At 54.6% G+C, this 21,340-nt stretch carries 25 protein-coding genes; 4 read left to right on the forward strand and 21 right to left on the reverse strand.

The genetic code is table 11. The features are described 5' to 3' along the window. Positions 1 to 5: 5 nt before the first annotated feature. The 3 genes from KHA73_RS15300 to KHA73_RS15310 form a co-directional block, all read right to left on the reverse strand. Entirely contained in the window at positions 6 to 1,112 is a 1,107-nt protein-coding gene (locus tag KHA73_RS15300) for a hypothetical protein (protein WP_234585224.1), read from the reverse strand. 125 nt (positions 1,113 to 1,237) lie between these two features. Then, entirely contained in the window at positions 1,238 to 1,627 is a 390-nt protein-coding gene (locus KHA73_RS15305; RefSeq protein ID WP_234585225.1) for a M15 family metallopeptidase, read from the reverse strand. Further along, complete coding sequence (locus KHA73_RS15310) at positions 1,627 to 1,893, reverse strand: phage holin family protein (RefSeq protein ID WP_234591288.1); 267 nt, start codon at positions 1,891 to 1,893, stop codon at positions 1,627 to 1,629. The genes KHA73_RS15305 and KHA73_RS15310 overlap by 1 nt, the downstream gene beginning before the upstream one ends. Before the next feature lie 260 nt (positions 1,894 to 2,153). On the opposite strand from KHA73_RS15310, the gene KHA73_RS15315 reads away from it, so the two are divergent. Then, positions 2,154 to 2,966: a LysR family transcriptional regulator gene (locus KHA73_RS15315; RefSeq protein ID WP_234585226.1), complete on the forward strand. Its 813-nt coding sequence runs from the start codon at positions 2,154 to 2,156 to the stop codon at positions 2,964 to 2,966. A 48-nt stretch (positions 2,967 to 3,014) separates the two neighbouring features. Here KHA73_RS15315 and KHA73_RS15320 read toward each other — a convergent pair whose 3' ends face one another. The 11 genes from KHA73_RS15320 to KHA73_RS15370 all read right to left on the reverse strand — a co-directional run bounded on the left by KHA73_RS15320 (position 3,015) and on the right by KHA73_RS15370 (position 12,054). Continuing rightward, on the reverse strand, positions 3,015 to 3,482 hold the full coding sequence (locus tag KHA73_RS15320) for a lysozyme (RefSeq protein WP_234585227.1): 468 nt from the start codon (positions 3,480 to 3,482) through the stop codon (positions 3,015 to 3,017). A 116-nt stretch (positions 3,483 to 3,598) separates the two neighbouring features. Further along, a complete protein-coding gene (locus KHA73_RS15325; RefSeq protein ID WP_234585228.1) occupies positions 3,599 to 4,195 on the reverse strand; it encodes a helix-turn-helix transcriptional regulator in 597 nt (198 codons plus the stop codon). A 167-nt stretch (positions 4,196 to 4,362) separates the two neighbouring features. Further along, the gene (locus tag KHA73_RS15330; protein ID WP_234585229.1) at positions 4,363 to 5,208 is read right to left on the reverse strand and encodes an MrpH family fimbial adhesin; all 846 of its coding nucleotides are present in this window, start codon (positions 5,206 to 5,208) and stop codon (positions 4,363 to 4,365) included. Positions 5,209 to 5,254: 46 nt separating this feature from the next. Further along, on the reverse strand, positions 5,255 to 5,803 hold the full coding sequence (locus KHA73_RS15335; protein WP_234585230.1) for a fimbrial protein: 549 nt from the start codon (positions 5,801 to 5,803) through the stop codon (positions 5,255 to 5,257). 9 nt (positions 5,804 to 5,812) lie between these two features. Then, positions 5,813 to 6,265, reverse strand: coding sequence for a fimbrial protein (locus KHA73_RS15340; protein ID WP_234585231.1), 453 nt, complete (start codon positions 6,263 to 6,265; stop codon positions 5,813 to 5,815). 38 nt (positions 6,266 to 6,303) lie between these two features. Further along, positions 6,304 to 6,789, reverse strand: coding sequence for a fimbrial protein (locus KHA73_RS15345; protein WP_234585232.1), 486 nt, complete (start codon positions 6,787 to 6,789; stop codon positions 6,304 to 6,306). A gap of 21 nt (positions 6,790 to 6,810) precedes the next feature. Further along, positions 6,811 to 7,461 (reverse strand): fimbrial protein, encoded by a 651-nt coding sequence (locus KHA73_RS15350; RefSeq protein ID WP_234585234.1) that lies wholly within the window; start codon positions 7,459 to 7,461, stop codon positions 6,811 to 6,813. Between the two features lie 47 nt (positions 7,462 to 7,508). Further along, positions 7,509 to 8,270 (reverse strand): fimbria/pilus periplasmic chaperone, encoded by a 762-nt coding sequence (locus KHA73_RS15355; RefSeq protein WP_234585235.1) that lies wholly within the window; start codon positions 8,268 to 8,270, stop codon positions 7,509 to 7,511. A 34-nt stretch (positions 8,271 to 8,304) separates the two neighbouring features. Next, positions 8,305 to 10,842, reverse strand: a complete 2,538-nt coding sequence (locus KHA73_RS15360; RefSeq protein WP_234585236.1) for an outer membrane usher protein — start codon at positions 10,840 to 10,842, stop codon at positions 8,305 to 8,307. A 57-nt stretch (positions 10,843 to 10,899) separates the two neighbouring features. After that, entirely contained in the window at positions 10,900 to 11,442 is a 543-nt protein-coding gene (locus KHA73_RS15365; RefSeq protein ID WP_234591289.1) for a fimbrial protein, read from the reverse strand. A gap of 87 nt (positions 11,443 to 11,529) precedes the next feature. After that, positions 11,530 to 12,054: a fimbrial protein gene (locus KHA73_RS15370; protein ID WP_234585237.1), complete on the reverse strand. Its 525-nt coding sequence runs from the start codon at positions 12,052 to 12,054 to the stop codon at positions 11,530 to 11,532. Between the two features lie 728 nt (positions 12,055 to 12,782). Here KHA73_RS15370 and KHA73_RS15375 point away from each other — a divergent pair. Then, positions 12,783 to 13,055, forward strand: a complete 273-nt coding sequence (locus KHA73_RS15375; protein WP_234585238.1) for a FaeA/PapI family transcriptional regulator — start codon at positions 12,783 to 12,785, stop codon at positions 13,053 to 13,055. A 61-nt stretch (positions 13,056 to 13,116) separates the two neighbouring features. Here KHA73_RS15375 and KHA73_RS15380 read toward each other — a convergent pair whose 3' ends face one another. From KHA73_RS15380 to KHA73_RS15390, 3 genes are all read right to left on the reverse strand, one after another. Then, entirely contained in the window at positions 13,117 to 14,550 is a 1,434-nt protein-coding gene (locus KHA73_RS15380) for an EmmdR/YeeO family multidrug/toxin efflux MATE transporter (RefSeq protein WP_234585239.1), read from the reverse strand. Between the two features lie 209 nt (positions 14,551 to 14,759). Next, on the reverse strand, positions 14,760 to 14,960 hold the full coding sequence (locus tag KHA73_RS15385) for a hypothetical protein (protein WP_234585240.1): 201 nt from the start codon (positions 14,958 to 14,960) through the stop codon (positions 14,760 to 14,762). 120 nt (positions 14,961 to 15,080) lie between these two features. Further along, positions 15,081 to 15,764 carry a cysteine hydrolase family protein gene (locus tag KHA73_RS15390; protein WP_234585241.1) on the reverse strand — a complete coding sequence of 228 codons (684 nt, stop codon included), beginning with the start codon at positions 15,762 to 15,764 and terminating at the stop codon, positions 15,081 to 15,083. A gap of 163 nt (positions 15,765 to 15,927) precedes the next feature. Between KHA73_RS15390 and KHA73_RS15395 the strand changes: the two genes are divergently transcribed. Together KHA73_RS15395 and KHA73_RS15400 are read left to right on the forward strand one after the other, a co-directional pair. Further along, positions 15,928 to 16,890 carry a GlxA family transcriptional regulator gene (locus KHA73_RS15395; protein WP_234585242.1) on the forward strand — a complete coding sequence of 321 codons (963 nt, stop codon included), beginning with the start codon at positions 15,928 to 15,930 and terminating at the stop codon, positions 16,888 to 16,890. 46 nt (positions 16,891 to 16,936) lie between these two features. Beyond that, entirely contained in the window at positions 16,937 to 17,095 is a 159-nt protein-coding gene (locus KHA73_RS15400; protein WP_234585243.1) for a hypothetical protein, read from the forward strand. 9 nt (positions 17,096 to 17,104) lie between these two features. Here KHA73_RS15400 and KHA73_RS15405 read toward each other — a convergent pair whose 3' ends face one another. From KHA73_RS15405 to KHA73_RS15420, 4 genes are all read right to left on the reverse strand, one after another. Continuing rightward, a complete protein-coding gene (locus KHA73_RS15405) occupies positions 17,105 to 17,977 on the reverse strand; it encodes a MipA/OmpV family protein (RefSeq protein WP_234585244.1) in 873 nt (290 codons plus the stop codon). A gap of 285 nt (positions 17,978 to 18,262) precedes the next feature. After that, positions 18,263 to 19,033 (reverse strand): hypothetical protein, encoded by a 771-nt coding sequence (locus KHA73_RS15410; RefSeq protein ID WP_234585245.1) that lies wholly within the window; start codon positions 19,031 to 19,033, stop codon positions 18,263 to 18,265. A 13-nt stretch (positions 19,034 to 19,046) separates the two neighbouring features. Continuing rightward, a complete protein-coding gene (locus KHA73_RS15415) occupies positions 19,047 to 19,862 on the reverse strand; it encodes an acid phosphatase (protein ID WP_234585246.1) in 816 nt (271 codons plus the stop codon). A gap of 187 nt (positions 19,863 to 20,049) precedes the next feature. Continuing rightward, complete coding sequence (locus KHA73_RS15420) at positions 20,050 to 21,084, reverse strand: DUF1254 domain-containing protein (RefSeq protein WP_234585247.1); 1,035 nt, start codon at positions 21,082 to 21,084, stop codon at positions 20,050 to 20,052. Positions 21,085 to 21,340 lie beyond the last annotated feature (256 nt).

The following is a 21,340-nucleotide window of genomic DNA, read 5'->3' on the forward strand; positions in this document are numbered from 1 at the left end:
TAATATTAAATTTCACCATTTTTATACTCAAGGCCGACAAAACGCGGCTCGGAGCAGTCATCCTGGTATCCCACAAAATACCGGCCATTAACCGCAGCCGTACGATGATTGCCTGGTTTATTTGCCGGGTAATAGCGCTCCGGCGATGTGGCATTAATACTCTCGTTAAACTCTCGCAAATGTAAATTCATCGCCCCTTCCCACGATACGGCATAACCCGTCTCATTTCTCATCACCTGTGGTCGGTAATAAATTCCTGGGCTACTGTTTAATGGCAATGCAGCATAAATGGCTTCTTGCTGAGCATCTTGCTTAGAGAAAACCTTATTGGCTACGCCATTAATATTCCAGTTTTGCGATTGTGAATTGAATTGGGAATAGCATGTAATCAATATGCTTTTTTCCTTATCATACAAACCGGAAAACGCGCCGATATCATCCTCGGTGATCACAAAGATCCTGGCGAGAGATAGCCCGCCTGTCGCATTAAAGGAGAGCTTAATCACCGAGATGTTTTCACTCTCGTTACTCAACTGCAAGAAGCACCCTTGTCGATCGTCACTAAACAGCGAAATAGCGCCGGTCAATTGATTCCTCATTTCATCGAAATAACGGGATGATAACGGCTCGGCAATCCGCTCAACCGATGAAAGCGGGTCATAGCTTTCCGAATCGATCGCCACGGCATACGCGCTCCTGGAGCTCTCATCAACGACAGAGATAAAAATTACACCGCTGACTGAAGAAGCGCTGCCGATCACGACCGTGTGAACATTAATAAAACTGAGCGCTTTAGGTTCAGAGAACGTCACTTCCTCGCCTTGACTCTCGATCTTCGAGATATACATGACACTTTCATCGTTCCCCACCAGAGAAGAGAAAATGATATGTGACGCATTCCCATTGTAATCTTTCACGAAGAATGCCGTTTTTGAGAATAAAAACTCATCAGGCGTTTTTAACTCTGCCGAACGCCAACCGCCATTTTTATAGTAATTGACATAGATTTCACTATAAAAATCCACATCCTTCCGATACAGAAAAACTGACATGCCATTAAATACACCTGAATCATGACTTTTATAGAAAGTTCTCAATGCAGCGTTACTCATATTACTTTCCTTCTTTGGTTATGAATCTCGCATTTATATTTTACTTTTTGTATCTGATGGTCAATTTTCTAAAATTGAATGTGCGTTATCAAACGATTAACTACAAATGGAGAGCACTTTGATTCTTAGATATATATCTCTCTCGGAAGCTCAAAATGGACACCGTCTTTAAAATTCGGCCAATCCCCGCCCCAAATAATAGGCACGCCCGCTATCTTGGCGGATGCCTTCATCGCGTCCGCCACCATGGCAAAGAATTCCCAACACTCCCATGGAATAATCTTATCCTTAATTGGTGCCAGGTCGACGGCATGCCCGGTCAAATGCCGGCTATTTAAAATTTGGCTAAGTCCTTGACGCTTTAATTCCCGCTGCCTTTCTACTGTTCTGACCCCTTCAATCACACAGAAGTCCACCTCGCTAAGCGCTAATGCCGCACGCACTACCCTTACCAAATCGGGATGAACCCCCTGTAGATTTTGTTCACTACGATGACTAAAAAAGAAACGCTTCATCACTTAACTCCATTTCTGGCCAAGATCCTGTTAGCAATTAGATCTATTGCGCCACTGCCCATGGCGCCAAACAGGCCCGCAATTGCGCAGGTCATATATATGCTGCTGCCCATCTCAAAACTGAGTAACCCCCCCAAAATTCCAGTAAAAGCCGATACGATGACCTGAAAAAAAACACCGATCCATCGCCATTCGGCCTTGTCATTTTTAACATCCATGATATATCTAACGACACCTCCCCATGCTGAGACCAACCCAATGATCATCCATGTTATCAACTGGGCATCGTCAGGATTTTTAAAGATCAACCTATCCTCCGAAAGTATTTTATCAACCCAGATTTATTTAAATGAATATAGGGAGAGACTATCCGCAGACGTTAATAATGTAAAATAAGAAAACCTTAATGTAAGTTAACCAATTAACAATTTCAAACCCAATGAAAGTTTGAAATAATTCATTAAAATAAAATAAATCATGATTATATTTCCAGGGAAGAAAAACCAATCGTATATAAGGAAATATGATGTTCACATCCAGAGAACTAAACACTTTTATCAGTGTCGCAGAAAAAATGTCGATAAAACTGGCGGCTGAAGAACTAAATATAACTTCTCCCGCCGTCTGTTCCATGATTAAAAAACTGGAGAGCAGAATAAACAATAAACTTTTTGTTTTTGAGAATAATAAAATGATCCTGACCCAGTACGGAAAGAGAATTTACTCTTTGACCGAAGGACATTTCCATACGCTAAGGTCGCTTGAATTTAAAATGAGAGGAGATAAAGATATAATTAAAGTATTCATCTGTGAGGAGCTCTCTTTCCTATCTTCATTCATTGCCAACCAATTTAATAAAAGAGAAAAAGAAACCATACTAACCACTTTTATCGATGACTCTACCGATCTCATCATAAATGATGAGTCGATAATTAAAATTGATCCCTGTAATTATAATATTGTTCCGGCAAATTTATTCCTTTATCTTGTTAATGATGTAAATTCAACATCTAGAGATATTTTTATTCACAAAGAGCATGCACATTTAATCAATAATCATTTAACCAAGATGGCCGCAGATGGAATAGGAAAAGACATGGATGCGGATTCGAAAGTCATTGTGTCGGAAAATATAACATCTATCGTCGAGATGGTTATAAGCTCTTTAGGGTCGGCAATATTACCTCACATATGTTCAGTATTAAAATGTCTTGCAAACTCACGGCTGGAACTTAAAATAAAAAGAATCACCCCCCATATTCCTATGCATGTCTACACACACAAAAGAATCGATTGCGAAATGGTCAAAATTATTTTTGACGATATAAAAATAAAATAAACACTCACGCCTTCACTCCGTGAAGGCGTGTTAATTGGCCGGCGGCCATTAATAATCACCATGCAAGAAAAGGTTTTTCTCGGCCTCACGCAGATGAAAATTAACGCATCCGCCGGTTACTCCCCAGTACGAGAAGTACTCTGAGGCAGCGTCAAACTTCGCATCATTAATCAAGGTTAGCATAGGAGAAACGCTCCCCGACTTCAGTATCTCGACCCCGCTCTTCTTGCCAGGAGATCCTGGACCAACGTCATAAAACAATGACAAAATCGCATCGAAGCGATGCTGCGCCAACGGTATCATTACTATTTCATTTAAGCGTTTTTCGCACTCCATAATATCAGCCTGAAGTAAACTCAACGCCGTCAGCTCTGTAATGACTTTACCCGGAAAAATATTTTTCCTGTAACCATAGCCAATGGCCCGCTCGCCGTCCTGATTAACATATGAAGACAGGCAGCATCGCCGGCTCTCTTTGATAAAATCGAATCCTTTTTCTGATAAAACCTGATACATAAGCCACTCCTGAAAATCCATTTAACTCTGTGGCTCACAAGATAATTTTATTGGGAAACATTCTCCATTTTATTTTAATTAATGTTGGGTAACTTTACAGATAATATTCACGAAGATTATTTCGCTATAGTTTTCAAACCGCCCAATCGCAGCCAGTGATATAAATCGGCATTGCGCTTAAACCCCAGCTTTCTCATCACCGCCTGTTTGTGATGGCTCACGGTTTTCACGCTCAGCCGCAAATAGCGGGCGATGGCCGTCGGCGGTATTTCCCTGGCCAGGTAACGCATAACATCCTGCTCGCGCCGGGTAATTCGTTGCCGTTCACACCAGTAACAGCGATGCATGACGCCTGTGGCTGCCTGCAACGCCAACGCGCGCTCAACCCGCATCAGAATGTTGACGATAGGCTCATTACGGAAAATCACGCCGGATTCACTGAGGCAGTGCGGCTTGTCGCGCCAACGAGTATCATCCGGCGCCCGCAGGGAAAAATTAATCTGGCCGCCACCTTGCTCGCGGCGCTGGCAAAAACGCGCCTGCCAGTCGCGTTCTACCGACTGAAACACCATATCCGCATCATTCACCAAGGTTGCATCTACCACCTGGACATGAATTTGTCGGCGCTCCAAATAAGGCAACAGCAGTCGCTTAAGTCCCTCAATAAAAAATCGATCGCGATCGATGAATGCCAGGGAAATTCTTTTTTCCATCTCCATGCTCCCTAAAACTTTTCGTTCGTCCTTGCCGCCTTCAGGCGAACGCCACCCGCCCGCATTGGCGGGATAGCAAAGCGCAGCTGATTAATCCGATGGTTGATGCATCACGGAGCGGCGGGAAAACGCCGACGCTCACCGAGCGCCGTGCGTTGATCATAAAATCAAGGCAGCGCCAGAATAGCCACCGATTGCCCTGAGTAATCGCCGGCCTTGACCGTGCCGGTCACGCCGAGGGTGGATGTCACCGGAATGGTCACACCAAACTCATCCGCAGAGAAAGGGTACCCCTCGTTGCCCGGCACATCGTTAACGCGCAACGTGGTGTATACCCCGGCCTCCTCTCCAAGCTCCAAACGGCCATGGTTGGCGGTGCGAATATACATGACGATATCCATCTTCTGTGAGCAGTGCACATGCAGGCTGCCGCGTGCCGTATTGCCGGCCAATTCATTTTCCTGCAGTACGCCGTGGTTCAGATCGAGCTGCTCTTCATCGATACTGCACACGCCGACCGGCGGCGGCGCAATGCCGCATACGCTGCCAGGCATCAGCCGCGCATGTTCCCCGGATACCGATGAGGAAGAGCCGGTGCTGTAAAACAGCCCGACGCACTCCTGTGTAATAGATTCCCCGAGGTGTCTAGTATCCCCCTGTATCGGCAACGGATAGATACTTTGGTAGTAACGGCTAAGTTCGCCTATCGTTTTCAGCGTAACGATCTGCGGATGCGCCGCCGAGCCAACGATACTCGCCGAAGGGTTCACTGGCGCAGTGCCGCCGGTATCAGCACCGGTGTGCCGATGGTTGATCCCGACCGCGCAACTGCTTTGGCCATAACAAGGATTAGGCGATGGGTCGTCCGTATCCCAGCTCTCGATCACGAATTTATAACCGGCGTCGCTGGACGATCCGCTGCTTTCGCTGATGTACGAGTAAACTTGCGCCGAGCAAAATCCCGGCGTCAGGCCAAGCAGTAACAATATCCCTCTAAGGTAAATACGCTGCATTACGTCCTATCCTTTTCTGTCTTGGTGGATGCCAGGGAGGGCACCGTCATTCATATTCCAAATTAAAGGTCGCGACGGCGCTGAAAGGGCCGCGGCCGATGGTTTTCTGAGCTATCGCCTCCGGCTCTCCCTGCACGTAGGCCAGAATGCTAATCACCGTGCTGCCATCCTGCAGCGGGTATTTGGCGCCGGCCTGATTGAGAGGCAAAGGCAACCCCTGGGGCGTCTCCATACCTATGGCGATGCCGCTGGCTTCGCTGCCGGCAGACAGCGCCAATAATCCGGGCAGGAAGGCGTTCTCCGCGCCACTGAATGTCACCTTCAGCGTTGTTCCGAGGCTGACATCGCAATCAACCAAATGCAGTTGCAGCAGTGCGCCATGAGTTCGGCCGTTCAGATACAGGTACTTGTCCACCAGGGTTCCGAAATCCAACCGCAGATTTTCGTCCTCCGGCAGCAGCGTGCAGGGTTCCGCCACCAGGCTTCCTTGATACAGCAGGCTAACCTCCGGGGAGGGATCGGCCAGCACGACGCCAATGGGGAGCGCTAACCCGAAACAGATCAATAGCCCATGGAATGCTTTTGTCATGTTCATGCCACTCTCCTACGGATATTCAAGCTGCAGAGTCGCCGTTGCGGTAAAGGCGCCTTCCTTCAAGGCCGCTCCGGCTTTTTTGACCGGCGTCGCGATAAAGTTCGACGACCCCTGATAGGACGGGATAGGCAGCGTTTCCCCCACCTTGAACGACGTGACGGCACCATTTCGTTGGTGTTGCAATTGGATGCCGAAGTCCGCAATGTTGGTCTGCACCGCCGCGCTGTCGAAGTCCGTGACGGCCCCCAGATAACGCAGCTGCATATCGGAATTGGTACCTTCGCATTCATATTCCAGGGTAAAATTTTGCCGGTAGTTATCGCCATCAACCTTATTGACCCCGACGGCGCCAAAATCGATCTCGACCGGTTTGCCGCCATTAATGCTGCAGGGCGGCGCATCCAGCAGCGTGCCGCGAAAGCTCATGTTGTCCGCCTGCGCGCAAGCGCCAAACAGCGCCATGGCCAAAGCCCCCGCACGCCTCAATCTGCGGTTTGTTTTCATTGATAATCCACCCTTAAGGTCGCCGCAGCGGTAAACTCACCGCCGGCCAGCGTGGCGCCGGCGCGTTTAACCGGTACTGCCTGCAGCTGCGGCGCATTCGGGTAGGTGAAATCAAGCCACTCATTCACCGCCAGCGCCCCGCCATTGGCCTTCAACGCTATGCCGAGATCCGCCACGCTGGTCTGAAGTGCGCTTGGCTCAAACGCCGTGGGATTGCCCATCACCTGAAGCTTCATGGCATTACTGCTATTGCCGGTGCATGTCAGGGTGTAATCCACCGCTTTGGTATAATTGTTGCCGTCAACTCTGGTGATTATCAGGCTATCGCCGAAATCCACTTCAATCGTGCGGCCGCCGTTAATAACGCAGGGAGGGGACAACACCGTGACTCGCACGTTCACCGTGGCCGTGGTCGCCTGCGTCGGCAAGGCGCTTAACGCCAGCAGCCCTCCAAGCCAGAGCGGCGCCAGGCTTCGTTTCATCGAATTCTCCATGTCACCGCCTCAGTCATAACTCAGCCGAAAATCCACTATCGCCCGATAGGCACCGGCCATCAGAGGCGCCGATGTTCGCTCAGGCACAACGGTGTAACTCAACGCACCTTGCCCCGGCGTCAACATCAGCGGTTCGCCGCGGCTGCCTAAACGTACATCGCGTCCGCGCTGATCCAGCAGGCGCAGCCCGAGCCCAGAGACCCCCTGCGCCTTCACCAGGTGGGGGGCGTCATTATCCGCCGGTGCGCTGAAGCTCACCGTCACCGCCGGCTGGTCAGGCGCCCAGGTCAACGCACCGGTACGCTCGTCTCGCCGGCTGGACGAGACGTGCAGGCAGTCGCGCAAACGCAGCTCAAACGCCACCGGCCGCCCGCGATCGCCGGTTTGCAGCAGGCGCCCCGTCCCCGTGTCCCCCAACCGAATATCCTGGCGTGCGCTGGCCATATCCAACCGACAGGCGCTTTCAGTCAGCGCACCCCGTACCTGCAACAGGCCGTTGGCCCCCTCTACCTGCCAGGTATCCGTCGCGCCGGCCGCAGGCAACAACATCGCCATCACTCCCAGAGTCAGCGGTATCATCAGCGCCAAGCCGCCCATGGCGGCGTAGTAACGCCATTCACTGCGGTACGGCAAGCGATCCTTGTTCTGTTTTCGTTTCATCCATTGCACCTGAGTGACTCCCATCAGTTTCGGTCTGGAACAGAGGGCTATGACGCCTTTTTCTTATCTGGCACCACCTTGCAGCTGCCGCCATTGCAGCTAAATAGCAACTGCGGCCGGCCGCCATAATCGTTGATGTAGGTCAGCACCGGGCTGCCACCCAAGCTTGCCGCACTGACAGCCAGCCTGGCGCTGGCCTTGGGCGCGATCATAAAGGGCTCAAACCCTTTCACGCCTTCCCCGTCCTTTTTACTGGCAACGGCGATCAGCGTGATGTAATAAGGTGTCGGATTATTGACCTGATACTTGTCCCCCTGGCGCGTCAATGTCAGTTGCTCCTGCCAGGGCGTAGCCATATCCGTCCGGCTCGGCACGATCGCCGCCGGGCGGTAAAACAGCTTGATGCGGGTCTGCAGTGCGATCTGCAGCGTGTTCGGCTTGTTGCTCTTCGGCGGTATTTCACGCAGGTTGAAGTAGTACAGCGTCTCCCGGTCCTGCGGCAGCCGTTTGGCCGCCGGCAACGCCTGGATTTTTATCTGGCTCGGCTTACCCGGCTCGATGCGCTGCACCGGAGGCAGCACCACCAGCGGATCCTGGATTTTGTTGCCCTGCTCATCTTCCAGCCAGCCCTGTGCCAGATACGGCAACTGCTTGTTCTGGTTGCTGAGGTTAAGGCTAACCGCATTCTGACCGCCGTCGAAAATCACCCGGGTGCGATCCAGGGCTATCGCCGCCAACGTTTGCTGTGATATCGCTGCGCTCAGCAAAGCTACGGCCATCACCGTTGGCTTCAAGGAAATGTTTTGCATCGTGTTGATTACTCCAAAATTCAGGGTGATAGATTTATTCAGGGTCGCTTTTTCCGGCCGCAAGCGACTGACAAGGCAACAACAAGGTGTTCATCAGCATGTCGGCCGGCAGCGGAGATGGCAGCCGCACCTGACATTGCGCAGCGCCATTCCAGTGAACCGTCATGGCCTCGTCGGCGTTGATGCCGCTGAGATAGACGCTGCCGCCGTCGTTAACGAGGCCGGTTTCCTGTTTGCGAACGTTCAGCACCGTGGCGCCAAACGGCGGTGAGCCGCCATCCGCCAGTTTGATTACCGCCATCGCTTTCCCACCGGCGATCACGTCGAATTTGCGGTAGCCGATCGCGCCTTCGGTCAGGGTGGCCTGCACCACCGATTTGCTGGCCTCGGCGTTGTCCCCCAACTTGTTCAGATCGATGCTGGCCTTATTGCGGTAGTAGCTGTTGACGTCCGCCACCACCGCCTTGCCAAAGCGGTTGGTGCCGACGGTGCTGCCATAGCCACGCACCGGCACCTCGGCCACGCCGTTGGTATCCAGCAGCAAACGGGTGCCGCCCATCATGCCGACCCGGTGCAGGGCGCCACCTTCCGGCGTCAGCGTCGCTCCCCCCTGCGCCGACATGCCCATCGCGCTATAACGGCCTTGCTGGTAACTGGCGTTGGCGCTCAGACGCGCCGCATCGCCATCGTGGTTGTAATAACCGCTCAGATTGGCACCGCTGCGGGCGCTGCCTGCGCTTACCTGGTAGTTGTTGTGCTCGTCGATCCGCTCGTAGTACCCGACCCGATGCGTGTTGTCGTTGCGGTTAACCGTGCTGTTGTAACTGAGCGTGGCGCCGTTGCCCCACGGCATCGACAGCGACAGATACATGCCGTCGTCGCTGGTCTCGTTGTACTTGGAACGGTAGGCCGATAGCGACAGATTCAGATTTTTAAAATCGCCGATATCGAAATAACGCGACATCGTCAGGTTGTAGCGGTCATTGGCCGGACGATCCCAGTAGGTCTGGTGGCTGTAGTTGAGGTAGGTGCTCAGCCCCCAGTCGCGGAACTGCTTGTTAAAGGTGATGGTGTACATTTCCTTGTTGTTGCCAACCCGGTTGCCGTAGTAGCGTGCATCGAGATATTCGCTCATGCTCATGAAATCTTCCTCGGAGAAGCGGTAGCCGGCGAAGGTCACCTGGCTGTCCAGCTCATCGAAGGTTTTCGAATAGCTCACCCGGTACGATCCGCCGCTCAAGGTTGCATCCCGATCGGATAACTCGGCTCGTGATTGGGTGGCGTCGAACGACAGCGCGCCGAACATCATCAAATCCCGCCCCACCCCCAGCGACAGGGCGTTATAATCGCCACCGAGCAGTGCGCCACCGTACAGCGACCAGCCGTTGCTGACGCCCCAGGAAAACTCGCCGGTACCGAATACCGGCCCGCGGGAATGGTGTTTCCAGTCCGACGGTTTACCCGCCGCCAATTTGAAACGCAGCGACCCAGGGCGCGTCAGATAAGGAATGCTGGCGGTATTCATCTTGAACTCCTGGACGCTGCCATCCTGTTCTTCCACCCTGACATTCAACTCACCGGAGATCGCGTCGTTAATGTCCTGAATGCGGAATGGCCCTGCCGCCACCTGGGTTTCGTAAATGACTCGCCCCTGCTGGCTGACAGTCACCTTGGCGTTGGTTTTGGCGACGCCGACCACTTCGGGGGCATAGCCGCGCAGATTAGGTGGCAGCATATTGTCGTCCGACACCAGGCTGGCGCCCGAGAAGCGGAAACTGTCGAAAATCCCCGAATCCAGATAGTTTTCACCCAGCGTCAGGCGAGAACGCAGTGCGGGAATAGCGCGATAGGCGTAATAGCGGCTCCAGTCCAGGGTTTGATCTGTGGGTTGTCCCGATCCGGTCTGGTGGTTGAGTTGACCCTGCCAATCGGCACGTAGACGCCAGGCGCCGACGTTGGCGCCGGCGGTGCCGTTACCGCTGACGTTATATCCGCGAGTGCCGTTCTTTTGCTGGTGTCGGCTTTGGGCGTTGACGGAATAGTCGAACAACAACCCCGGAATGCCTTCATCCCAGCGCGATGGCGGATCCCAGTCTTCCGAGCTGTATTCCAGGTAGGCCTGCGGCACGCTCAGATAGAGCGCCCCCGTCGCCAGATCGCCGCGCGAGGCCATGCCTGGCAAGCTGACTTCATTCAGACACTCCCCTCGGTGCCACCAAGTGAGAGACGACATCGTATCTGGCTTCAGCCCCAGTTGCTCGACCAACGCTTTCGATATGCAGACACGACTTCCGCTCTGATCCGTCTCTGGGGGATAGAAAGAAATCGTTTGTTCGGGCAGCTCATTTTTATTGATATGCACCACCATGCCGTAGCTTCCCGGCATAATGTAGCCGCTGCGGGAGAATTGGCTCAAATCGATATTCTTACGGTCATTTACATCCAGGACGTCGGTATTAAACTGAATACCCTCCTCGGCATATACCCACATTGATGAGCTTCCCAGCGCCAGCGTGATACATAACCCCAGCACCTGAAAACGATACAGCTTCCCAGCAGGTGAAAACATCATATCCCTAACCTTATATCGAATAACTCTGGTAATGCAGCCTGTCAATTGAAATGACAATCAGTAATAATCCAGCTTAAAACGCACCGCTGAAAAATAGCCTCCTGCATGCAGCGGCTGATTATTTGCCACCAGCTTGATAGAATAATTAAGCGACATACTGCCGGGGGAAATAGTGCGGAGTGGCAGAGGTTCACCTGGCGTAGCGATATTTCCCAGACTATCGGTAATTTGTAACGCTATGCCTTTTGCCTCCCCGCGAACGCCAAATAACTCACCGTCCGCATCCCCGTCAAAGGCCACCTGGAACTGTTTCCAATCGGTTACGTCAGGCTTAGGGTGTTCGAGCGTACAGTTGACTAATTCAATGGTGAACGCTCGCGTGTTGCCCTGCCCATCGCGGGCAATATTTCCCACCGGCAGCACATCCATATCAATCGTTTGATCACGACTGCCAGCGTCGATAGCACAAGCGGCGTCGATAATGGCTCCTTGCATATTAACGCGTCCCCACCCCTGGCTCTTGGCTGCCTGCGTCAGCGGAGCAGTAAACAGGAGAGTTAATATGCAAGGAGATATTAAACAGTGAATAAGCCGATTCATTGGATACACCTGAAAATACCTTTTCATCTTGGAAAAATGCATGCGGGAAATCCCGCATGCATAACAGGTTACAGCAAGCGCTAACGCTTATTGATAAGCCAGTTTGAAATCGGCTACTGCGGTGAAATCACCTGGAACCACTGCGGCTGAGGCACCATCACCCTGCAGGTAGGCAGCAAAACGCAGGGTATTATTACCGTCGTTCAGCGTCTGAGGTGGCGTTGCGGTACCCAATTTGATCGGGTTGCTTGCCATGTCGGTAAGCGCGATGCTAGCACCACTGGCGGTGCCGATAATCCCCAGCAATTCCGGGTTAGCCGGGGATGACTTACCGTCAAAAGTGGTGGTTACGGTTTTCAGAGTGGTGGTATCACACTGCTCTAATTTAATATCGAACTGACGTGGCACCGATTTGCCGCCATCTTTCAGAGCGATGCTTGAAACCTGCCCCAGGTCCACGGTTTGATCAACAGACTCGGGGGCAATCGAGCAAGGCGCGTCAATAATTGAGCCGGTAAAGGTAACTTTGCCATGACCCTGATCGGCGGCGTGCGCCAAAGAAGAAGCGCCAAACGCCAGAACCGCTGCCAGCATGATTTTGTTCAGTTTCATATTTCACTTATTCCTTTAATTTTATGTAAAAAGCACAGGGTAATCCCCGAACCTTCGACAATTATTCATTCCAAAATGAATGATTCATTTGCAAAGCTAAACACCTGCCGAATTAAATAGAATATTTCCCTTGGAACGTTTCGTACTATCGCCATAAATCACGACAAGAGTCTTAACGACCAAAAATACGGGCAAGATAAATTCTCACTTGGGCATTTGGGGATTTAAATAAAATTCATTCCATTCATTTTCTTCGGCCCAAATATTCTTACAAAAAGGCCCGCACGTTGAAAAGTCATTTTAATCAGAATCAATAAATTCAAGATATAAGCCCAAAAAACACAGGGTAACTATATTTTTGCGAGACAACAGATCGTAAAAAAAACAACACCAGAACATTACACCAAACAATGCTTATCGTACGAGATTAATGATCGTAATACGTTTGTTTGCGTTATAATAATTCGTGAAGATGAAGGGAGACGATCCACCCCGAGCCGGTGAAAACCGGTGCCGGGCAGTACACGATGGAGAAAGACGATGAAGCGCAGCCATTACATGCAGCAGGCTGGAAATCTAACAACCGAGTGGCACATCCTTAAATTTGAACGCCATAGCTTGATTCAGCTATATCAGGCTGCGGAAATTGGCTTTCGAAAACGGGCACCACTCTGTGAAATTCTTTTACCGTTATACCAAAACTCACCTGAAGTTTAAGGGAGACCGACATGGTAAAGCGTTTGTCAAAACAGCAAGAACTACAAAATTTACAACACAATTTATTAAAAACACTGCACAGGCTCTGCCCATCAACCAACGCGACGCAGCCCCCGCCCCCCGTAGAGTGGCCCACCACGCGTCAATTGGCCGAGTCCAACGATATTACTATTTATCAGGCGCGCAATCTGCTGCTGAACCTGGCCGGAAAAGGCAAAATCCTGGTCACGCAGGGGCCGATCAATAACTCATTGCGCTGGTACCCTTCCATTAAACACCCCTGATACGCTAACTCTCATCGCCGGCAGCTGTCTTATTTGCGCCGGCTTTCCTGTTAACCTATCGTTAACCGGCACCCGGCTGCTTAACCCGCGGATATTTCCACAGCCAGCGGCCGCTGACCATGCGCCAGTAGAACAGCGCGCCGCGCACCGCCCAGTCCATGAACATGCCCAGCCAAACGCCCACCACGCCCATGCCCAATATAATGCCCAGCGTATAGCCGGCCACCACGCGGCAGCCCCACATGCCAAGCATCGTCACCCACATGGCGAAGCGGGCGTCACGCGCGCCTTTCAGCCCGGCGGGCAGCACCCAGGAAGCGGCCCAGATCGGCATAAAAGCGGCGTTGAGCCAAATCAGCACCTTTACCACTTCTTTGACGTCATTCTGTTGGGTATAAAACGCGGCGAACACCCCGGCCAACGGCGCGGTGCCCCAGGCGATGGCCGTCAGCCCGAGGGTCGATAGCCAGAAGATATGCCGCAGCTGCCGCTCGGCCTGGCCTATCTGCCCCTTGCCCAACCGGCGGCCGACGATAATGGTCGAGGCGGAGCCGAGCGCGTTGCCCGGCAGGTTGATCAGCGAAGCGATGGAGAAGGCGATAAAATTGCCGGCGATCACGCTGGTGCCCATGCCGGCGACAAACATCTGGGTCAGCAGCTTGCCGCCGTTGAACAGCACCGATTCGACGCTGGCGGGAATGCCGATCCCCAGCACTTCCCACAGGATGCCGAGCTTCAGCGGTGAGAAATAGCTTTTAAGCGTGATGTGCAGCGCCGGGTTAAAGCCGATCATCAATACGTAGATAATGGCGATGGCGCCGATATAGCGAGAAATGGTCAACCCCAACCCGGCGCCGACAAAGCCCAGCCCGTGCCAACCCAGCATGCCGTAAATCAGTATGCTGCTGATGATGATATTGAGGATATTCATGCCGCCGTTGATCAGCAACGGGATCTTGGTATTGCCAGCCCCGCGCAGCGCGCCGCTGCCGATCAGCGCAATCGCCGCCGCCGGGTAGCTCCACACCGTGGTTTGCAGGTAGGACAGCGCCAGCGCTTTAACCTGCGGCGTGGCCGCGCCGGCTATCACGTCGATAATCTGCTCGCCCGCCAGATGAATGCCCGCTGCCAGCAGCAGCGCGACGATAGTCATCAGCACCAGCGACTGCCGCGCCGCCGCCCGCGCCCGTTTGCGATCCCGCTTGCCGAGGCTGAAGGCCACCACCACCGTGGTACCCAGATCCACCGCGGCGAAGAAGGCGATAATCACCATATTGAAGCTGTCCGCCAGCCCCACGCCGGCCATCGCTTCTTTACCGATCCAGCTGACCAGGAAGGTGCTCAACACCCCCATCAGCAGCACGCAGGCATTCTCCATAAAGATCGGCACCGCCAGCGGCGTGATTTCGCGCCAGAACAGCACACGGTAGCTTTTGCGTTTGGCGTACCAGGGCGTATTTTCCACGCGCTGACGCAGTGCGGTATATAAATTCAAGAGGCGCTCGTAACAGAAAAGTGAAACCACATTTCAAATAATGATCGACAAACCCTTACCCTGCAAAGAATTTTTTACCCGATTCATGCGCAAATTGCCGCACGGGGGTCATAACCCGGCGGCGCCGAGACGAGAAATGCGCGCAACAGGAAAAATCGGAGCGATGGGATGCTGGCGAACGGAAAAGCCCGGCCGGGGCGGTTGGCCGCTTAGCGCCGGGCGCCGCTGACCTTGGTGGCCCTGGCGGGATTGCCGGCGACGAACTCCAGGGTTGGCGAGTAGTAGAACGGCAGCCAGGCCTGATAGCCGCTTTCCCACTCCCATTTGACCGGGCAGGGCCACAGCATGTCTTCGTGCAGAATGTAATAGATCCACCGCCCGTGCGGACGGCGCGGTTTGAGCTTCTTCATAAAGGTGTCTGATCGGCCTGGTGCGTTGCGATAGGTTTGACCGCTGCATTTTACCGCGATTCGCGTCGGGGGAACAGCCCGCATTGCCGGCCCAGACAGGCCGGCATGGGAATATGCCGCTTAGTTGACCGGCAGCGCCAACACCTGCCCGGTGGTTTTTATTTCAGCGAACACGTCGGCGACGCCGGCCAGCGCGGCGCGCTGCAGAACCGCATGGTTCACCACCTGGTTGTCCCAGGTCGCCAGACTGCGGGTGGCGGTGGCGTCTGCCGGAATGATCACCTGATAACCCAGCGGCACCGCGTCGCGCGCCGTTGAAGAGACGCACATGTGGGTCATCAATCCGCTGACGATCAGTTGCCTGATGCCCGCCTGCTTTAACTGCCGATCCAGATCGGTGCCGACAAACGAGCTTGGCGTCGCTTTGGTAATTACCTTATCCCCGGCGGCAGGCTGCAGCTCCGGATGGAACTCGGCGAACGTGCTGCCCTCGGCGAACAGCGGGCCGTTTGCCGGGCCAAGATGACGCACGAAGAATACCGGCATATTATGCCGATGGGCGAACGCCACCAGCCGCTGGGTGTTTTTTAACGCCTTAAGCCCGTCGGGGATCGGCATCTTGCCGATAAAGTATTCATTCTGGAAATCTATCACCAGCAGCGCCGTGGCGTTGGCCGGCAGGCTTTCGGTGGCCTGAGCGCCGCTCAGGGTGCGGATGGTGGGCGCCGTTTGCGCGGCGGCGAAGCCAAGGCTGGAAGCCGCCATCGACAGCGTCAGTGCACCGCAGGCAATCAGTTTTTTCATTTTCGGTTATCCTTGTAAGGCCAGAAAAACGGCGGGCGATCCGCCGCCGGGTCAGGATAAATTTTGCCGCTTGCGGCGCAGCGGCAACAGGCATCACAATCACCAAAAACGGTATCATCGGGCCAAATGCCTCGCCGAGGGTTAACCAGCACAAGGAACCAGCATGCCGCCGCTTAACGTGGGTATCGTGGTGTTCAACGACATCATCCCGTTTCACCTTTCGGTGCCCTGCGCCGTGTTTGAAAAAGCCGTGAACAACAGCGGGGAATCGGCCTATCGGCTGATGATCTGCGCTACCGAACCGGGGCCGCTGCGCACCAACGCCGGATTTTCGATTACCGCGGATCACGGACTGGCGGGGTTGGCGCAGGCCGACATGGTGATCGTACCCAGCTGGAGCACCCCCGAGATCCCGCCGCCGCCGGCGCTGACGAGCGCCCTGCTCGCCGCCCATGCACGCGGCGCGCAGATTGTCGGCCTGTGCATGGGCGCCTTCGTGCTGGCGGCCGCCGGCTTGCTCAACGGCCGCCCGGCGACCACGCATTGGCGCTGGATGGCGGACTTTATGCAGCGCTACCCGCAGGTATCGGTGGATAACAACGTGCTGTATGTCGACGACGGCGATATCGTCACCTCGGCGGGTACCGCCGCCAGCATCGATTGCTGCCTGCATCTGGTGCGGCAGCGCTGTGGCGCAGAGGCCGCCAACGCAGTGGCCAGGCAACTGGTGGTGCCGCCGCACCGGCAGGGCGGCCAGGCGCAGTTTATCGAACAGCCGGTGTATAACACCGCCGGTGGCGATCGCTTTATGCAAACGTTGAACTGGGCGACGGAAAATCTGCAGCAGCCGCTGACGCTGGACGCGCTGGCGGCAAGAGCCTGCATGAGCCGCCGCAGCTTCACGCGCCGCTTTCAGCAAACCACCGGCACCACCTTCATGCAGTGGTTGCTCAACCAACGGCTGGCGGTGGCGCAGCGCTTTTTGGAGAAAACCGATCAGCCCGTCGAGCGTATCGCGCAGGCCGCCGGCTTTGCCACCGCGCTGTCGATGCGCCGCCACTTTCAACGGCAGTTCAAAACCTCGCCTTCGCTGTACCGCAAGGAGTTTCGGCTGAGCGAGAAATGAGGGGAAGATCAGCCGCAGGTTTGATCCGGGGGGAGATGCGCCGGTAGTGCGCCAGACGCTGTTTGAAGTCGTGCCGCAGATGCTCGGGTTGTTCGGCCTCCACCAGCGCCGGCGGGTGATGGCCGATCGCCCGCCCGATTGGCTGCAGCGGCGGCCCGGACGGCTGACCGCCACGGCGGGAATGCCGTGGCGTTATGATGGCTGAGGTAGCCACTCAGAATTGATACAGCGCATTCAGGTAGAAGCCGGCTCCTACCGCATTATCCGTCAATGGACTGCGACGCGCGCCGGACGTCAGCGCATACATCCGCACTCCCCCTTGCAAGGATATCTGAGGCTGCAGTTGGACCGTCACACCGGTTTTTAACGTCACGTCGCGCATGCCGCCGCCGGTATGATATTCGTTGAAACCCGAACGTGCAGACTGTTGCCCGGTCACGCCGAAACGCGCCATCATGTCATGGTTGTCGCTCCAGGTTCCGTACAGCGCGGAATCCAGCGTTACCGTAGAAGAGAGCGGCAATGAGCCTGATGCGCCCGCCTCAAGGTATGCCGTGTGCCCCAAATCGTCACCACCGTAATCGCGGCTGCGGGCAGCCTGCCAACCACGCACGAAAAGCTTGCCGGCGGACAGGCGCCAGTATGCTTCCGCCCCCACCATTGCCGTGCCATCCAAATCGCCCATCCCTCTCAGGTGGCTGTCGCTGCCGCCCAAGGTTCGAATTTTTTCCTTGCGACCGAAGTCATAGCCCGCCAGCAGCGCTAAGCCCAGAGAAGAAGCCCCGGGCAGATCCCAGCGCAGACCTTCCGGAAACGCCGCCGTGAAGGTGCCCCAGTCTTGGGTCGGGATCACGGCCTTTGCCACCAATAACGGCAAAACCCCATAACGTGAGGAACCTTCATACAGCGGGCCTACAATAGCTCCGCCGCCCAACGCCATCGTCGGCGCCCTCTCTGCCGAAACGGAATGGGGTGCGGCAGAAGTGCCGGCCGCCTGATCCACCGATGCGGCCGCTTGTGCGCCCAACGGCAGGGCCGCCATCAATAAAAATACGTTAACCGATTTATTTTTGCGAATTGCCATCATGTAATTTTCCTTAAATATGCTATTTTTGAGATTTGCTCTCTCTTTATTCCTACGGGCGACAAAACTCACCAGAAGAGACTGCCGTCTGGTTATTATTTAATAATTCGCATGGCCGGCCATTAAAGCGCAGGTTTCGCCAGGTGGCGCGCACATTTCCATTTATCCAGAATCAGGGACGCAGTTAAACTTCAATGCAAGCAGCGGTTATTTATATAACCCTCCGCCCGCCGAGCAATATAAAAATTTAAATGTGAAAGCGCATTCGCCGTTAGAATATGACAGGATCTAAAATCTGCCGCGCATCCCTAATATAGGTCCCTGCTGCACCACGTCATACACAAAGCCGTTATGGCGATAATCAACCCCCATTGCACGGTATCCCGCCACGGCGGAAAAGCCCGGCATAAACTCCCACCCCATCAGCGCCGCCGCATCCCAATCCAATCGGGATTGCCCGCCACCGGCCAACCCCCAGGCCGACACCCAGATGCTCGGCGCCAGGGCATAGTGGCCACGCACCCCCGCCACGCCGTCTGCCCAGGTCGCGCGATCGCTCCCCCCGATCCCATCGGCGTTCCCGCCCTGGAAACTCAAGGAGGTGCTGCTGTACCACACCCGAATACCGGCGGTAGCGTCAAGGCGCCCCTTTTCCCCCTCCAGCAAGGTATATCCGCCGCCCAAAAATCCGGACACCGTTCGGTTATCCACTTTCAGGCGCGACGCCGGCGCCCCGGCAGGCAGGCTGTTGCGGGTCGTGGTGTCAATGAACATCAGATCAACCAACAGGCTGTACGGCCCGTTACGCGCCTCCCCCATCCCCATCAGCGCTACATCAAGGTTACGGACAATGTCGGAGAAATCCGTTTTCATAAATTGCGTGCCCGTCGCTCGGTGGCCGACGTCGCCGCGAATACCCGCCCCCCACAGATAAGGAGAGGCGGTGAACTGCCACTCCTGCGCCGCCCCAGCGGGGAAGCACAAACCGCCGCAGGCCAAAAGCAACGCCGATAGCGCTCGCCGGGCAACCTTGTTGGGCACTTTATGGTCGTTCATCATCTGCAAAACCTTCTCAGTGCATGCTCAGGGAGAGCGCGACACGTTCAGCCGCACAGTCCTGCGAGGGTTTCCCGGCCTCCTGCACTTCACGCTTCGCCGCAGCCAAATCCGCCAGGAAGGCCGGGTTACCATGCAAAACAGCTACCGTCGCGGCCCCCATAATGCGCCCCGCGTCCACATCGCTCTGCCAGTGCGCATCGCAGACCACCCGGCTTTGACCAAACGCCAAACCGCGCGCCAGCAGTTCCGTCGCCCGGGCAGGCTGCACTTCAGCCAAGACCAATCCCCATGCCCAACCCGCCGCAGAGTGGCCGGAAGGCCATGAGCCGTCGTGCCGCAATAGCGGTTCCATATCTTTGCGGCAGGTACCCTCTTCGTGCTGCACAAACGGGCGAATGCGGTTATAGGCGTTCTTTCCGGCGTAGGTTGAACCGCCCGCATCCGTCAGCACGCGCTGCATCATGGCATAAAGATGCGGCATCTTTTTTTCGTTAATATCCGCGCCCAACGCACAAGAAAACGATGTCGCCGGCGCCGGGAATGTCAGTTCGGCATCCGTTGCGGCCAGTTTTTCACGGGCGGTTCCACGCAGCGCCAATGCCGCTCGCCGCGCCTCTTCGTCGCGCTCTAAGGCCGCAGAGCCTGGTTTTGGCGGCGCCCCAAGCAAAGCCAGGCGCACCGGCAGGCTGGCCGGCGCAAGATAACCCGGCGCCAGCTTGAAATGAGGGTCCGTGACCTCCGGGCCGGTGTCATTCGCTATCGCACTGGCCGAGCACCACAGAGCGGCCAAAGGCGCTATCAGGAACAGAGGGTGATATATTTTCTTCACTATTATCTCCAAGCTCGATATATGCCGCAGGTGGCGCAGCGTTTTCTACCAGCTTAAAATTAAGACTGCGTACGCCCAATATTGGCGGCGGGTGCTGACAATACTTCCACATTCATTTCGCTTTTGGGCTCAATATACGAACGGAATAAAATGCCAGCCCTGAATCCAACAGAGAAAAGGGTATAGATTAATCAACAGATCGCTGCGGTTGTGGGAAATGCCATTGGCCATTCAACACTTCGTCTTCAGGCTGATACAATCTGACCGTATAATTCCAGCCGGGCATCGTGGGCAGGCAGTTAGCCATTTTTCCGTCGCAACCGCCAAATTGAATCATTATCGAACCATCTTCACTTTTTTTGGCGGTGAGATTATTTAATGAATAGGCGCCATACGGATTCTTCTCGAAGTAACCCGCCTCGTTGTAAACGCTCACGGACCAGAATCCTTTAACCGGAACATGCCCGACCCTGAGCCGATAAACGCTTTTGCCATCGTTCTTCGGCATCACGCCGCCGAGGTAAATGGCGTCCTTGCTCGGGTTGCCGCCCCAGCCGGATGCCGTTCCGATCAGATGTTGAACCGGATCAACCGTACTCGCCGTGCCAAAGGCCTGGTTGTAGTTGGCGAGCGTTGAACCGAGCACCAACAGGGCATCACGCACCTTTTTCTGGCTTACCGGATCCCATTTCGGCACGACGAACTCTCCCGTCTGTACCTGGCTGACCTTGATCGCGTCCTGCAACGCGCGGACCTCTTCAAGGTCTTTAGGGTCTGCGGGATCAACCAGCGTACGAACGGCGACAAACGCATAACGCGTGCCGACTTTCTCCCTGGTGAGCGCATAGTCGCCCGCACCGTAAAAGGCGGCGGGCACATAGTGGTCTTCGTTGACCACGAGCATCGACATAAATCTCTCGCCGGCTTCAGGTAACGTGATGGTGACCGGGCCGGCATCGAGATCGAACACCGCACTTGAGTAAAGCGTATCCCGGTTCATGCGGATGACGCTTTGCGCATCGATGGGAACCGGTTCACGGCTATGCACAAACCGCCCCAAACCGCCATCCGCCACCATATTGCCCATGTAGAGATCGGACTCAGCGCGCGCAAAATTATCAACGCCAACCGGTATCGCCTCACCCGAAGAGGACTGAGCGTTTACGCTTCCCATGGTTGCCAGCGTAAGTGCAATAATACCGGCCGTAGATAAATACGACATTTAACCTCCCTGATGGTATGAAAATTGATTCAGCTTAAAACTTTTTTTTCGTCGAATGCTGGCTATACCGCGGCCTGGCTTGAAGTTGCCTTTTCAGACAATATAAGAAACTTCCTATGTAAACTTGCCATTTGACGCCAACGATAACGTTGCGCCTGGCGGGAGGGGCAGATTGGCAGGTGTAGATGCGCGGAAGAGCCACGTTGGCAATGGAGAACTCTGCAGCATGCGTATCAGCCGGCCGCAGAGTGCGTTG

Origin of the sequence: Serratia entomophila (assembly GCF_021462285.1) — a bacterium.
Taxonomy (GTDB): domain Bacteria; phylum Pseudomonadota; class Gammaproteobacteria; order Enterobacterales; family Enterobacteriaceae; genus Serratia; species Serratia entomophila.